The sequence below is a fragment of the Kitasatospora sp. NPDC048540 genome (genome assembly GCF_040651175.1).
GTDB lineage: Bacteria > Actinomycetota > Actinomycetes > Streptomycetales > Streptomycetaceae > Kitasatospora.
This window is the reverse complement of record NZ_JBEZIR010000109.1, coordinates 1-14,867: the sequence shown is the minus strand read 5'-3', so window position 1 is coordinate 14,867 and position 14,867 is coordinate 1. Positions and strand designations below refer to the sequence as shown.

Here is a 14,867-nt window from a genome sequence, read left to right as displayed (position 1 = left end):
CCGCTCAGCGCGGACGCCCCACCAGGGGACGACGGGCCCAGGCCGAGACGAACAGGAACGAGAAGTCCACCAGCGTGCGCCGCTCCAACGCGTACGCCAGGGTGACGACCTGCTCTTCCGTCATGGCACCCCGCTCCAGGAAGGCGGGTGCCAGCTGCTGCAGCGAGATCCGCCACAGCTCGTCGGCCGGACCGCCGAGACCCGCCGTCAGCGCGGTGGTCCGCAGCTGCAGCCGCTCCAGCCCGAGCGCGGTCAGCGCGGCGGGCATCCGCCGGGTCCAGCGCGAGTCGTTGCCCTGCTGCGGGCCGCCCAGGATCATCGCCTCGATGAACGGCGTCAGCGGCGAGGCCGCGGCCGGCTCCGGCGGCAGCAGCACGAAGTCCTGCACCACCAGCCAGCCGCCCGGCCGCAGCCACCCGGCGGCGGCCCGCAGCACCGCGTCCCGCTCCGGGATGTGGGACAGCACGGCCCGGCTGTGGATCAGGTCGAAGGTACCGGGCGGGAACTCGTGCCGGGCGAGGTCGATCCTGGCCACGTCCAGGTTGGCGGCCCGGCGGGCGTCCAGGAACCGGGGGTCGATGTCGGCGGCGACGACCTGGCCGCCCAGGCACTGCTTCGCCAGCCAGTACGCCATCGACCCGGCGCCCGCGCCCATCTCCAGGCAGTGCCAGGAGGGCTGGATCGGCAGCGCCTCCAGGATCGCGATCGAGGTCGGGTCCATCGACCGCTCCAGGGCCCGCAGCCGGTCCAGTTCGGTCGGCAGGTCCTTGCTGAGCAGACCGGTGCGGTAGGAGTCGGCCGGCCGGTCGAGGTGTGCGCTGTCCATGGTGGTGCTCTCAGTTCCGAAGGGGGTGGGTTCGAAGGGGAGGTCAGTGGTGGCGGCCGGGTTCCAGCAGCCACCGGTGCACGGCGGTGGCCGTGGAGTCGGCGTTCTCGTTCATCAGCGACCAGTGGTCGCCCGGCACCTGGACGGTCCGGTGCGGGTGGTGCCACACCGTGCGCCAGTCCTCGTCGGTGAGCCAGTCGTCCTGCCAGTCGGGCACCGGGTCCAGCGCCCGCACCATCAGCATCGGGGTGTCCAGCCGGTCCGGCTTCCAGCCCTCGAACAGGTGCAGGTGGTGGGCCATCGCGGTGAGCTGGTCGTCCGTCATCAGCGCGAACGCCTGCTCGTCCAGCGCCATGCTGCGGAACAGCGGCCTGATCCGGGCCCAGGACCCCTCGGCCAGCGGCAGCGAGTCCAGCAGCACCACCCCGGCCGGCGCGGCGCCGAGCGCCTCCAGCCGGTCGGTCACCGCGTGCGCCAGGCAGCCGCCGGAGGAGTAGCCGGCCAGCGCGTACGGCCGGCCGCCGAAGTCCCGCCGTACGGTCCGCGCGTGCACCTCGACCACCAGGTCCCAGTCGGCGGGCAGCGCCTGGCCGTCACCGAAGCCGGGATGGGTGTACGCGTACACGTTGCGGCGGCCCGCCAGGTGCGACGCCAGCCGGGCGTAGTTGTGCGGCCCCGAGGGGGCGATGATCGGCGGCAGGCAGACCAGGTCCGGCAGCCCGGCCGGGCCCTCGGCCAGCCGGACCGGCGCGGGCCGCGACGGCAGCCGGTCGAGGCCGTGGAACACCGGGCGGATCCGGGCCGCCGCCGTCAGCAGCTCCATCCCGTCCAGGTACCGGTTGTCCTCGCAGGCCCGCCGGTAGAGCCGGCGGATGCTGCCCGACCAGCCCGCGCCCTGCTCCGGGCCGCCCGGATCGGCGCCGGCCGGGTCCTGCCCGGCCGGGGCGGTCGGCGCCGCCGTCCCGGCCAGCTCGGCGCTGAGGTGGCCGGCCAGGGCCCGGGGGCTCGGGTGCTCGAACACCATTGGGGTGGGCAGCCGCAGCCCGGTCGCCGCCGCCAGCTCCCGGCACAGCCGCACTGCGGCCAGCGAGTCGAAGCCCTGGTCGAGCAGGCTGCGGGCCGGGTCGACCTCCTCGGGGGAGGCGTGGCCGAGCAGCGCGGCCGCCCTGGTCCGGACCAGTTCCAGCAGCGCACCGGGCCGTTCGGCGTCGGAGAGCGCCGCGAAGTCCGGCGCGCCCGGCGCCGCCTGCGGTACCGCGGCGCCGGCCACCGTGGTGCCCGGGGCAGCATCCGAGGCCCGCAGCGCGTCGAACAGCCGGCTCGGCCGGGCCGCGGTGAAGGTGGCGGTGAACCGCTCCCAGTCCACCTCGGCGACGGTCGTCGTGCCCGCGCCCGCCGCGACCTCCTGCCAGAGTGCCGCCACGGCCGCCTCGGGCGCCATCGGCACCAGGCCGCGCCGCCGCAGCTGGTCGGCGACCGCCGGATCGGCGGCCATCCCCTCCTCGGCCCACGGACCCCAGGCGACGGAGGTGGCAGCCAGCCCGCACGCCCGGCGCCGCTCGGCCTGCGCGTCCAGGAAGGCGTTGGCCGCGCTGTACGCGGCCTGGCCGCCGCTGCCCCAGACCCCCGCGATCGACCCGAAGGTGACGAACGCGTCCAGCTCCCGCCCCGCCAGCAACTCCTCCAGGTGGACGGCGCCCGCCACCTTGGCCCGGACCACCTCGGCGAACTCGGCCGGCTCGGTCTCGGTGAGTGGGACGAACCTGCCGCTCACCCCCGCCGCGTGCACCACCGCCGTCAACTCCCCGGCCAGCGGCGCCAGCAGCGCCGCCAGCTCCTGACGGTCGGCCACGTCGCAGGCGGCGACCGTCACCCGCGCACCGAGCGCCGCCAGCTCGGCGGCCAGCCGGTCCGCACCGGGGGCGTCCGGGCCCCGGCGGCTGGTCAGCACCAGCCGCCGCGCGCCGTGCCGGGCAAGCCAGCGGGCGGCCCGGGCACCCAGCGCGCCCGTTCCGCCGGTCACCAGGACCGTGCCGCGCGGCCGCCACGGGTCCGCCGTCCCGGGCCCGGCCGGCAGCAGCCGCCGTACCCACCGGGCGCCCGCCCGCACCGCCACCTGGTCCTCGCCGCCGTCCGCCAGCACCGCGCACAGCTGGGCGAGGTCCTGCGCGGTGGGTTCGGCCGGCAGGTCGACCAGACCGCCCCAGCCGCCGGGCCGCTCCAGCCCCAGCGTCCGGCCCAGCCCCCAGTGCATGGCCTGCGCCGGATCGGGACCCGCCCCGCCCGCACCACTCGCCCCGCCCGCACCGACGGCCACCGCGCCGCCGGTCAGCCACCACGGCGGGCACGGCCAGCCGAGGTCCGCCAGCGCCTGCGCCAGCGTGACATTGGCCGCCAGACCGGACGGCAGCACCGGCTGCCCGGGGTACGGCGAGCCGTCCGCCGCCAGCAGCGACAGCACCCCGTCGAAGGCCGGACCGGCGGCCCGCGCCCGGGCCAGCCGCTCGGCCAGCCGCCCCCGGTCGTACGCCTCGCCGCCCAACGTCAGCAGCACCGGGCTCGCACCGGCCGCGGCCAGGCCCGCCACCACCGGGCCGGTGGTGGCCGCCGGGGCGCCCGCCGGCGCCACCACCAGCCAGCTGCCGCCGAGCGCGGCGGCCGGTGCCGCCGCCGCTCGCTGCCAGCCGACCCGGTACCGCCCGGGCGCGCCGCCGCCGACGGGCCGGCCGCCGCCGCGCAGCCGCGGCGGCTCCAGCCAGTACCGCCGCCGCTGGAACGCGTAGGTGGGCAGGTCGACCAGCGCGGCCCGGCCGCAGCGGGCGGCCCAGTCGACCGGCACGCCCGTGGCGTGCAGTTCGGCCAACGCCTCGGTGAGCGCGGCCGGTTCGGCGCGGCCGGGCTGCTGGGCGGCCACCAGGACCGGCGGGCTCTGCACACCGTGGTCGAGGCACTCGTGCCCGAGCGCGGTCAGCACCGGGGCCGGACCGAGCTCCAGGAAGTGCGAGGCGCCGCTGCGCTGGAGGGTGCGCATCCCGTCCAGGAAACGGACCGTGCCGCGCAGCTGCCGGGCCCAGTAGCCGGGGTCGGCCAGCTCGCCGTCGGTGGCGGGCCGCCCGGTGAGGTCGGAGACCACCGGGATCCGCGCGGGGTGCGCGGTGACACCGTCGAGCACCTCCCGGAACCGCGCCAGCGCACCGTCCATGTGCGGGGAGTGGAACGCATGGGCGACCCGCAGCAGGGTGGCCGGGCGGCCACGCCCGGCCCACTGCCCGGCGAGGTCGAGCACGCTCGCGCGGTCACCGGAGAGCACCGTGGCGGCCGGACCGTTGACGGCGGCCACCGCCACCAGGTGCTCGCGCCCGGCCAGCGACTCCCGGACCTCGGCCTCACCCGCGCGCACCGCCAGCATCGCGCCGTCCGAGCGGCAGGAGTGCATCAGCCGCCCCCGGGCCGCGACCACGGTGCAGGCGTCCTCCAGCGACCAGACCCCGGCCAGGTGGGCGGCCGCGATCCCGCCGACCGAATGGCCGAGCAGCAGGTCGGGCACCACCCCCCAGGCCTCCAACTGGCGGAACAGCGCCACCTCCAGCGCGAACAGCGCGACCTGCGCGTAGTCGGTGCGCTCCAGCAGCGCCGCCCCCGGCGTGTCGTCGGCGGCGAACAGCACCTCCCGGACCGGCCGCTCGGGGCGCGGGCCGGCGCCGCGGTCGAGCGCGTCGCAGACCGCGTCGAACGCCGCCGCGAACGGCCGGTGCGCGGCGTACAGTTCACGGCCCATCGCGGGCCGCTGGCTGCCCTGCCCGGTGAACACGAAGGCCAGCTTCCCGGCCCCGGCCGCGCTGCCGGTGAACAGGCCCGGCGCCGTCCGGCCCCGGGCCAGCGCGTCCAGCCGTTCCAGCAGCTCCGCCCGCCCGCCGCCGACCAGCACCGCCCGCCGGTCGAAGCGGCTGCGCCGGGCCAGCGTGAACGCCGTGTCGGCCGGGCCGGTCCCTGGCTCGCCGGACAGGTGGGCGTGCAGCCGCGCGGCCTGTCCGCGCAGCGCGGCCTCGTCCCGGGCGGAGAGCACCCAGGGCGGGGGAGGGGAGGCGGGCTGCTCGGCCGGCCGGGCGGCCGGCTGGGCGGGCAGCCGGGCCGGCGGCGGCGCCTGTTCGAGGATCACGTGGGCGTTGGTGCCGCTCACCCCGAAGGCGGAGACCGCCGCCCGGCGGGGGCGGCCGGTGGCGGGCCAGGGCCGGGCCTCGGTCAGTACCTCGACGGCGCCGGCCGTCCAGTCGACCCGGCGGGACGTTTCCTCCACGTGCAGGGTGCGGGGCAGCACGCCGTGCTGGAGCGCCAGCACCATCTTGATCACTCCGCCGATCCCGGCGGCGGCCTTGCTGTGCCCGAGGTTGGACTTCATCGAGCCGAGCAGCAGCGGCCGCCCGGGCGGGCGCCCCTGGCCGTAGGTGGCGAGCAGCGCCTGCGCCTCGATCGGGTCGCCGAGCGCGGTGCCGGTGCCGTGCGCCTCCACCGCGTCGACCTCGTGCGCGGCGAGCCGGGCGTTGGCCAGGGCCTGCCGGATCATCCGCTGCTGGGCCGGGCCGTTTGGCGCGGTCAGGCCGTTGCTGGCACCGTCCTGGTTGACCGCGCTGCCGCGCACCCGGGCGAGCACCGGATGCCCCTGCCGGCGGGCGTCGGAGAGCCGTTCCAGCACCACCACCCCGGCGCCCTCGGCCCAGCCGGTGCCGTCGGCCGCGTCGCCGAACGAGCGGCAGCGGCCGCTCGGCGACAGCCCGCGCTTGCGGCTGAACTCCAGGAACACCCCGGGCGTCGCCATCACCTGGGCACCGCCCGCCAGCGCCAGCGTGCACTCGCCGGCCTGCAGCGACCGCACCGCCAGGTGCAGCGCGACCAGCGAGGAGGAGCAGGCCGTGTCGACGGTCAGCGCGGGCCCCTCCAGGCCGAGCGTGTAGGCGATCCGGCCGGAGGCGGCGCTGGTCAGACTGCCCATCAGCAGGTGCCCCTCGTAATCCTCGGGCGCCTCGTACCAGCTCGGGCCGTAGTCCTGGTACGCGATGCCGACGAAGACCCCGGACCGGGTGCCCTTCAGCGAGCGCGGGTCGAGTCCGGCCCGCTCCACGGCCTCCCAGGAGGTCTCCAGCAGCAGCCGCTGCTGCGGGTCCATTGCGGTCGCCTCGCGCGGGCCGATGCCGAAGAACCCGGCGTCGAACTCGTCCGCGTCGTGCACGAAGCCGCCCTCGCGCGCGTACGTGGTGCCGGAGTGGGCCGGGTCCGGGTGGTAGAGCGCCTCCAGGTCCCAGCCGCGGTTGGCGGGGAACGGGCCGACCGCGTCCCGGCCCTCGGACAGCAACTGCCACAGCTCACCGGGGGAGCGCACCCCGCCCGGGTACCGGCAGGCCATCCCGACCACCACCACCGGGTCGTCCGGCCCGTCCCCGCCCTCGGCCGGCGGTGCCTCGGCCTCGGCCCGTTCGCCGAGCAGCTCGGCCCGCAGGTAGCGGGTCACGTCGTCCGGGGTCGGACAGTCGAACAGCAGGGTCGCCGGGAGCCGCAGCCCGGTCCGCGAGCCGAGCCGGTCCCGCAGCTCGGCCGCCAGCTGCCGGTAGACGCCGAGCCGGCGCCAGGGTTCCGAGCCCGCCACCCGGCGGTGCCGCTCGTGCCCGAGGACGGCGTTGACCTCGGCGGCCACCAGCTCCGACAGGAACGCCTCGCGCTCGCCGCCCGCCAGCCCGGCCAGCCTGTCGCGCACAACGCCCATCTCTCGAACTCCCTGGTTCATCTGATCCATCACTCGGGCAGGGCGCCCGGAGCCCCGCGCTGGGGCGCTCCGTCGACGAGACGTGGACGCTGTCCATTCGTCGGCTCAACGACCGGCCGCCCGCCAAGGCACGTGTACGGGCGGTTTTCGAACGTCGCGGTCACATCCGGGCGGCCCGGTACGTCAAGGTGGTGACCGACCACGACGAGGGGATGCGGACGATGGACGAGCACGACTGGCTGGCGGAGCGCTTCGAGGCCGAACGGGGCCGGCTGCGGGCGGTCGCCTACCGGATGCTCGGCTCGCTCAGCGAGGCCGACGACGCCGTGCAGGAGGCCTGGTTCCGGCTCGACCGCTCGGACGGCGACAGCATCGAGAACCTGCCCGGCTGGCTGACCAGGGTGGTGGCCCGGGTCTGCCTCGACATGCTGCGCTCGCGCACCTCCCGGCGCGAGGACCCGCTCGACGTCCACGTGCCCGAACCCATCCTGAGCAGCGCGGACGGCGTCGACCCCGAGCACGAGGCGCTGCTCGCCGACGCGGTGGGACTGGCCCTGCTGGTGGTGCTGGAACAGCTGGCGCCCGCCGAGCGGCTGGCCTTCGTGCTGCACGACATGTTCGCCGTGCCGTTCGACGAGATCGCGCCGATCGTCGACCGCACCCCGGCCGCCGCCCGCCAGCTCGCCAGCCGGGCCCGCCGCCGGGTCCAGGGCACCGACACGGTCCCGGACGACCCCACCCGGCAGCGGGAGGTGGTGGACGCCTTCCTCGCGGCCTCCCGCGGCGGCGACTTCGAGGCCCTGGTCGCGGTGCTCCACCCGGACGTGGTGCTGCGCGCCGACGGCGGGACGCTCGCGGCCGGCGCCTCCAAGCTGCTGCGCGGCTCCCGCGAGGTGGCGGCGCAGGCGCTCACCTTCAACCGGTTCGCGCGGTTCGCCCGTCCGGCGCTGGTCAACGGCACGGCGGGGATCGTCGCGGCGCCCGGCGGACAGCCGTACTCGGTGCTCGGGTTCACGGTGGTGGGCGGCCTGATCGTGCAGATCGACATCCTGGCCGACCCGGAGCGGCTCGCCAGGCTCGACCTGACCGTGCTCGACGACTGACGGACCGCCACCACCGCCCGCGGACCGGCGCGAGCAAGGTCCTGAGCTGCGGTCAGGGCGCCCGTGCGCCCGGCCGGGCCGCTCCCGGAGCGTTACGGGGATCCCCTAGGCTCTCCCCATGGCGTCTTCGGGGAACACGGGTACGGACGGGTACGGCACGGCGGTCGTGATCGGCGGGGGGCTGGCCGGTTCGCTGGCGGCCTGGGCGCTGCGCGGGACGGCCCGCCGGATCGTGGTGGTCGAGCGCGACCGCTACCCCGAGCAGCCGGCCGCCCGGTCCGGCACCCCGCAGGGCCACCACGCCCACCTGCTGCTGGAGGGCGGCCGCCGGGCGCTGGAGGAGATGCTCCCCGGCATCGGCGAGGAGCTGGACGCCCGGCAGGCCCGGCTGGTCGACGTGCCCGCCGACATGAACTGGCTCAGCTCCGCGGGCTGGATGCCGCGGTTCAGCACGGGCCTGGCCTTCGTCTCCTGCACCCGCCCGGTGCTCGACCACGCCGTACTGGAACGGGTCCGCACCGAGCCCTCGATCGAGTTCCTCGAGGGCACCGCGGTGCTCGGCGTGCTCGACGACGGCGCCGCGGTCACCGGCGTCCGGCTGCGGGCCAGGGGCGCGGCCGAGGACGAGGTCACCGAACTCCCCGCGGAACTGGTGGTCGACGCCGCCGGCCGCTCCTCCGGGATGCCGGGCTGGCTGGCCGCGGCGGGCCTCGCCACCGCGCCCGAGGAGCGGGTCGACCCCGGGGTGGCCTACTCCAGCCGGCTGTTCCACCGCCCGGCCGGCGCGGACCCGGACCAGCCCGCGGTCTACCTGCAGACCAAGGCGCCGGACCAGCCGCGGTTCGGGGTGCTGCTCCCGGTCGAGGGCGGGCGCTGGCTGGTCACCGTCGGCGGGATGCGCGGTGCGGAGCCCGCGCCCGGCGAGGCCGGGTTCGCCGCGGCGCTGGACGCGCTGCGCGACCCGATCCTGCGCGACCTTCTGGTGGACGCCGAACCGGCCGGCGAGGTCCGGGGGTTCCGCCCGGGGCCCGGGGTGCGCCGGCACTACGAGCGCAGCGCCCCGGAGGGCCTGGTCGCGGTGGGCGACGCGGCCTGCACCTTCAACCCGGTGTACGGACAGGGCATCTCCACCGCCGTGTTCGGCGCCCGGGCGCTGCGCGAGGCCGTCCGGGCCCACGGCATCGGCCGCGCGGGCGCCCGGGAGGCCCGCCGCAAGGTGGCGGCCGCGGCGGCCGACGCCTGGCTGATGTCCAGCAGCGAGGACGTCCGCTTCCCGGCCACCGAGGGCGGCCCGTCGGGTGCGGCGGTCCGGATCCAGCACCGCTACCTGGACCGGGTGATCGCCCGGGCGGCCGTCGACGAGAAGGTGTGTGCCGCCTTCGTCGCGGTGATGGGCCTCACCGAGGCGCCGACCACGCTGTTCCACCCGAAGGTGCTCTGGCCGGTGCTGCGCGGGGCGTGAGCGCCCGGCGGGCGCTCAGCGCAGGCCCGCGGCGACGGCGAGTTCGGCGGCCGCGGCCGCGGCCAGTCCGCCGGTCCACGGTTCGCCGTGCCCGGTGAGCACGGTCCCGGCGTCGAGCGCGGACATCACCCGCAGCGAGCGGAGCGCCTGCGCGCTGTCATGGGTGAAGGCCCGGCAGATCAGACAGGGCCCGACCCGGCCGCCCACGCTGTCGCTGGTGACCAGCGCGTCCCCGGTGAAGGCCACCGACCGGTCCGGCAGCAGCACCACCGAACTGCCCGCCGTGTGGCCCGGGGTGTGCACCACCAGCGGCCGGCCGGGCACGTCCAGCCGCTCGCCACCGGTGAAGGTCCGCGGCTCGGGGACGGCCCGGGTGCCGAGCGCCCCGAGCCGGGCCAGGTGCAGCGGCGCGGCGAGGGCGGCCGGGCGGCGCACCGCGTAGGCGGCGAGCGGGCGTTCGGGCTTCCAGTACCTGGCGGTGCGCAGCGGCGCCCGCAGGATCGGGGCGTCCGCCTCGTGCACCCAGACCTCCGCGCCGGCTTCGACGGCGACCCACCGGGCCGGCCCCAGGTGGTCGAGGTGCCCGTGGGTGACCACGACGGCCCGGATGTCGCGCACCGAGCGGCCGAGCCGGTCCAGCTCGGCGGTGAGCCGGGCCCGGTGCCCGGGCAGGCCGGCGTCGACCAGGGTCAGGTCGGTGCCGTCCTGGACCAGGTGGAAGTTGACGTGGCGGTCGCCGAGCCGGTGCACCCCGGTGGGCAGCGCGGTCGCGGGGGAGACGTTCATCGGGCGGCCGTCCGCAGGGCGCCGGCGTCGGCGAGGGTGACCGTGCAGCCGGCCGCCTCGACCAGGTCGGCGCCGAGCAGCGCCCGCGGGGTCCAGGCGCCCGGTTCGGCCCCGGCGGCCACCCGCAACGCGGTCTCGGCGGCGATCACGGCGGTGACCGCGAAACCTTCGCCGCAGCGCAGTTCGGCGGCCCTGACCCGGCCGGCGGCGTCCAGCGCCTCGGCCCAGGCGTGGGAGACGCCGTCGGCGGCCCGGTCCGCCCGGTCGCCCTGAGGCCGGCCCTCCCTGGGCACCGGCCGTCCTGGGCGCCGGGCGACCGGCGCGGACCTGGCGATCCGGTGAACATCATCCGAATCGATCTTCGGGCGCGCGGGCCGCTTCCTAGGCTTCGGGCGTCCTGCCGTCCGAAGAACCGAGAGTCCCGACCATGCTCTACCTCGCCCTCCTGCTGCTCGCCGCCGGCCTCACGCTGATCGTGCGCCGCCTGCGCGGGAACGCCGGCTTCCGCTTCGCCACCCTCACCCGGTCGCTGCTCACCGTCCTCGGGCTGCTGGCCGGCCTGTCCACCGCCGCGTACGTGGTCGAGCCGTACGAGGTGGCCGTGCCGACCACGCTGGGCCGGGTCGGCGGGACCTGGCAGCCCGGCCTGCACCTGAAGTCCCCGCTGACCGAGGTGACGGCCTTCTCCACCCGGCCGCGCGACCTCAACCTGACCGGCAACGACACCGTCGAGGTCCGTTCCTCCGAGGGCGGGGTGCTGTACGCCGACCTGACGGTGAAGTGGGCCATCGACCCGCAGCACACCCGGGCGCTCTACCAGCTGGCGGGCAGCTCGGACGCGGTCCAGCAGGGCCTGGTCCTGCCGGACAGCCGGGAGATCGTCCGCAACGTCTTCGCCAAGCACACAGGGGTCGAGGGCTACTCCTCGCAGCGGGAGGCGATCGGCACCGAGATAGCCGAGCTGGTCACCGACCGGCTGGCCCCGCGCGGCATCCTGGTGACCGCCGTCAACCTGCGCAACGTCCGGCCCTCCGACAGCCTGCAGCACGCGATCGACCAGAAGATCCAGCAGGACCAGGCGACCGCCCAGGCCCAGGCCGCGGTGCTCACCGCCAAGGCGGAGGCGGAGAAGCGGAAGATCGACGCGGACAGCACGGCGGCCGCCAACGCCGCCATCGCGGGCTCGCTGAACGACAAGATCCTGATGAGCCAGTGCATCGAGGCGTTCAAGGCCGCGGCCGAGAAGAACCCGGTCTACGCCAGCCCCTGCGGTTCGACCGGTACGCCCGTGATCGTGGACGGCACCAAGCGCTGACCCCGGCCCGCGCCCGGGGCCGGGCGGGCGCTCACTCCGCGGTGAGCGCCTGCCCGACCAGGGTCGCGGCGGCCGGCCGCGCGTAGTCGAAGGCCGCCGGGTCGTTGATCGAGGTCGCCAGCGCGGTCGCGCCCTCGAACAGGACGAACAGCCGGTGGCCGAGCTCCTCCGGGTCCGCCGCGCCGGCCTGGCGCGCGGTGTCGACCAGTCTGTCCAGGAACCCCTGCTTGTAGGCGTGGATCACCGCCCGGCCGGGGTGCGCGGGTTCGGTGAGCTCGACCGAGGCGTTGTGCATCGGGCAGCCCCGGAACGCCGCCCCCGGACGGTCGAAGAGCGCCACCAGCCGCTCGCCCGGCGCGAGTTCGGTGCGGTCCAGCCGGCGGTCGAGCAGCCGGCCGCTCTCGGTCATCCGCCGCAGGTACGCGGCGACCAGCTCGTCCTTGCTCTCGAACTGCTGGTAGAGGGTCCGCTTCGAGACGCCCGCGACCTCCACCACCTCGCCGATCCCGGTGGCGTTGATGCCGTGCCGGTAGAAGAGGGCCGACGCCGCGGCGAGGATCCGCTCGCGGGGCCCGTGGGTCGTCGCCGGTTGGTTGGCCATGGGTCCATGGTACCGACCGTTATCCCCGATGTGAAACGGTGCCCATTTCGCGCCGTGAGCCGGGTCACAACTTTCTGCGGTACCGATCGGTTTCCATTCGGTGTTAGCGTTCCTGAAAAGCCGGGACCATCGGGTGCCCTGCGGTGAACCAGCCTTGCTGCCAGCCGTGTTGTGCCGATCCACCCCGTCCCGGGGCTCGCATCCCCGGCATCGGGAACCCTTTCGAAAGGACCATCCATGACCAAGCTCGCGAATCCCGCCGTCGCGTTGGCCCCGCCACCGGCCCGGACGGCCGGACGCCGGGCCGGCTTCGTGGTCGTCTGCCTCGGCCAGCTGGTGATGTTCGTCAACATCACCCAGATCACCACCGTGCTGGCCCCGATCCAGCAGGACCTCGGGCTGTCCGGGTCCGCGCTGGTCTGGGTCGCCAGCATTTACTCGATGGTGCTCGCCAGCCTGGTCCTGTCCGCCGGTACGGTCGGCGACATCATCGGCCGCCGCCGGACCTTCGCCGCGGGCGCCGCACTGCTCGCGGCCGGCAGCCTTTCGGTCTTCCTCTCCTCCGGGGCGACCGGGGTCATCCTCGGACAGGCGGTCATGGGCGTCGGCGGCGCCATGGTCCTGCCCAACAGCCTCGCCCTGGTCACCCACGCCTTCCCCGACCCCCACCGGCGCACCTCGGCGGTCGGCATCTGGGTCGCCGTCTCCGGCGTCGGCCTGGCCGTCGGCCCGCTCGCGGCCGGCCTGATCCTGCAGCACCACTCCTGGCACGCGGTCTTCCTGGTCGACGTGGTGCTCGGCGCCGCCGTCCTGCTGCTCACCCCGTTCCTGGTCACCGAGAGCCGCAGCCCCGGACGGCACCTCGACCCGCCGGGCCTGGTCCTCGCCGTGGTCGCCATCGGCGCGCTCAACTACACCGTGATCGAGGGCGGCCACGGCGGCTACGGGCAGCCGAAGGCGCTCGGAGCGGCCCTGCTCGCGGCAGCGGCGCTGGCCGCCTTCATCGCGGTCGAGATCCGCACCCGCACCCCCATGCTGAACCTGCGGCTGTTCGCCGTACGCTCCTTCAGCGCGGCCAACCTGATCGCCTTCATCGCCCAGTACGGCTTCGTGGCGGTCGCGTTCGTCCAGGTGCTCTACTTCGAACGGGTCCGGCACGAGTCGATCCTCGCCACCGGCGTCCTGATGCTCTGGCTGATGGCCTCGTACGTGCTGGCCAGCCCGCTGTCCAGCCGGGCCGTGCGGCGGTTCGGCTTCCGCGCCACGCTGGCGGCCGGTGCGCTGCTCGCCGCCGCCGGCACCCTGCTGATGACCGGCCAGAGCGCCACCACGCCCACCCTGGTGGTCGGCGGGTGGATGGCCCTGTTCGGCACCGGCGCCGGCCTTCTGCTGCCGCCGAGCACCGCGGCGGCCGTGGTCAGCGTCCCGCACTCGGACGGCGGCATGGCCGGCGGCACGGTCAACCTGTTCCGCCAGGTCGGCGGCACGCTCGGGTCGAGCATCACCGGCACGGTGCTGACGGGCGGCGCCGCCGCCGGGTCCTTCGCCGGGGCGCTGCACACCGCGGTGCTGATCCCCGCGGTGGGTGCGCTGGCGGCCGCCGCCACCGCGCTCCTGTTCGTCCGCAACCGGCCCGCCGGGGGCTGAACGGGGGCGCTGAACTGGCTGGGCCGGGCGGTCGGCCGCCGCGGTGGCCGGGCCAACGCCCCGGTTGCCGGGCGCGATTGGGTGGCGCAGGGTGAGTTCCGCGGACCGCGGGCCGCTCCGGCGCGGCCCGGCTATCCCGAACCATTGACTGTCGTCACCGGCGCGGCATACTTGCCTCACTCCCTGCTGAGCCGAATGAGGTGCCGCCCGTGGAGCTGACCCGTTCCGCCCATGTCGACACGTTCTGCCGCGACCGGCTCCCGCCGCCCGAGCAGTGGCCCGAGCTGGTGTTCGACCTCCCGGAGCTGGCCTACCCGGCACGCCTCAACTGCGCCAAGGTCCTGCTCGACGACACCGTCGACCGCCACGGCCCCGACCGCCGCTGCTTGCTCACCCCCGCCGACCACTGGACCTACGGCGAACTCCGCCGCCGCGCCGACCAGGTGGCCCAGGTCCTCACCGAGGACCTGGGCCTGGTCCCCGGCAACCGGGTCCTGCTGCGCGGCCCCAACAACCCCTGGCTGGCCGCCTGCTGGCTGGGCGTCCTGAAAGCCGGCGCGGTCGTCGTCACCACCATGCCGCTGCTGCGCGCACCCGAACTCGCCGCCCTGCACGGGATCAGTGCCCCCGTCGTCGCCCTCTGCGACCACCGCTACCTCGACGAGGCCACCGCCGCCGGGCTCCCCGGCACCCGGATCCTCCCGTACGGCGGGCCCGGGCCCGAGGACCTGACCGCGCGCTGCGCCGCCAAGAGCGGGCGCTTCACCGCCGTCGACACCGCCGCCGACGACGTCGCCCTGATCGCCTTCACCTCCGGCACCACCGGCCGACCCAAGGCCACCCTGCACTTCCACCGCGACGTGCTGGCCAACGCCGACACCTTCTCCCGGCACATCCTGCGGCCCGGCCCCGACGACCTCTTCGCGGGCACCCCGCCGCTCGGCTTCACCTTCGGCCTCGGCGGGCTGGTGGTCTTCCCACTGCGGGCGGGCGCGGCCACGCTGCTGCTGGAGCAGGCCACCCCCGAGCAGCTCGCCGAGGCGGTCGCCGCACACGGGGTGAGCGTGCTGTTCACCGCACCCACCGCCTACCGAGCGATCCTCGCGGCCGGCCTGGCGGACCGCCTGAGCGGCCTGCGGCGCTGCGTCTCGGCGGGCGAACCGCTGCCGACGGCCGTCTGGGACACCTTCCACCGGGCCACCGGGCTGCGCCTGATCGACGGCATCGGGGCCACCGAACTGCTGCACGTCTTCATCTCCGCCGCCGACGGCGACATCCGCCCCGGCGCCACCGGCCGCCCGGTGCCCGGCTACCGGGCCGCCGTTCTCGACGACCTCGGTGCCCCCGTACCGGACGGCCAGCCGGGCCT

Annotated in this window: 10 protein-coding genes; 5 read left to right on the top strand and 5 right to left on the bottom strand. The window is 76.0% G+C overall.

What is annotated here, in order from left to right; translation table 11 throughout:
* Window positions 1-4: 4 nt before the first annotated feature.
* Window positions 5-826, bottom strand: a complete 822-nt coding sequence (locus AB0D08_RS31145) for a methyltransferase domain-containing protein (protein ID WP_359893563.1) — start codon at window positions 824-826, stop codon at window positions 5-7.
* Between the two features lie 43 nt (window positions 827-869).
* Window positions 870-6,584 (bottom strand): type I polyketide synthase, encoded by a 5,715-nt coding sequence (locus AB0D08_RS31140; RefSeq protein ID WP_359893561.1) that lies wholly within the window; start codon window positions 6,582-6,584, stop codon window positions 870-872.
* A 221-nt stretch (window positions 6,585-6,805) separates the two neighbouring features.
* On the opposite strand from AB0D08_RS31140, the gene sigJ reads away from it, so the two are divergent.
* Complete coding sequence (gene sigJ / locus AB0D08_RS31135; RefSeq protein ID WP_359893590.1) at window positions 6,806-7,687, top strand: RNA polymerase sigma factor SigJ; 882 nt, start codon at window positions 6,806-6,808, stop codon at window positions 7,685-7,687.
* A gap of 118 nt (window positions 7,688-7,805) precedes the next feature.
* Window positions 7,806-9,149 (top strand): FAD-dependent monooxygenase, encoded by a 1,344-nt coding sequence (locus AB0D08_RS31130; protein WP_359893559.1) that lies wholly within the window; start codon window positions 7,806-7,808, stop codon window positions 9,147-9,149.
* 15 nt (window positions 9,150-9,164) lie between these two features.
* Here the strand turns inward: AB0D08_RS31130 and AB0D08_RS31125 are convergent, their stop codons facing one another.
* Both AB0D08_RS31125 and AB0D08_RS31120 read right to left on the bottom strand, forming a co-directional pair.
* Window positions 9,165-9,935: an MBL fold metallo-hydrolase gene (locus tag AB0D08_RS31125; protein ID WP_359893558.1), complete on the bottom strand. Its 771-nt coding sequence runs from the start codon at window positions 9,933-9,935 to the stop codon at window positions 9,165-9,167.
* Window positions 9,932-10,228 (bottom strand): hypothetical protein, encoded by a 297-nt coding sequence (locus AB0D08_RS31120; RefSeq protein WP_359893556.1) that lies wholly within the window; start codon window positions 10,226-10,228, stop codon window positions 9,932-9,934. The genes AB0D08_RS31125 and AB0D08_RS31120 overlap by 4 nt, the downstream gene beginning before the upstream one ends.
* A 134-nt stretch (window positions 10,229-10,362) precedes the next feature.
* Here AB0D08_RS31120 and AB0D08_RS31115 point away from each other — a divergent pair, with 134 nt between their 5' ends.
* Entirely contained in the window at window positions 10,363-11,250 is an 888-nt protein-coding gene (locus AB0D08_RS31115) for a prohibitin family protein (RefSeq protein WP_359893554.1), read from the top strand.
* 31 nt (window positions 11,251-11,281) lie between these two features.
* Here the strand turns inward: AB0D08_RS31115 and AB0D08_RS31110 are convergent, their stop codons facing one another.
* Window positions 11,282-11,851: a TetR/AcrR family transcriptional regulator gene (locus AB0D08_RS31110; RefSeq protein WP_359893552.1), complete on the bottom strand. Its 570-nt coding sequence runs from the start codon at window positions 11,849-11,851 to the stop codon at window positions 11,282-11,284.
* A 237-nt stretch (window positions 11,852-12,088) separates the two neighbouring features.
* Between AB0D08_RS31110 and AB0D08_RS31105 the strand changes: the two genes are divergently transcribed.
* Together AB0D08_RS31105 and AB0D08_RS31100 are read left to right on the top strand one after the other, a co-directional pair.
* Complete coding sequence (locus tag AB0D08_RS31105) at window positions 12,089-13,498, top strand: MFS transporter (RefSeq protein ID WP_033822427.1); 1,410 nt, start codon at window positions 12,089-12,091, stop codon at window positions 13,496-13,498.
* Window positions 13,499-13,707: 209 nt separating this feature from the next.
* Window positions 13,708-14,867 (top strand): AMP-binding protein (locus AB0D08_RS31100; protein ID WP_359893550.1); only part of this gene is annotated, 1,160 nt, incomplete at its 3' end.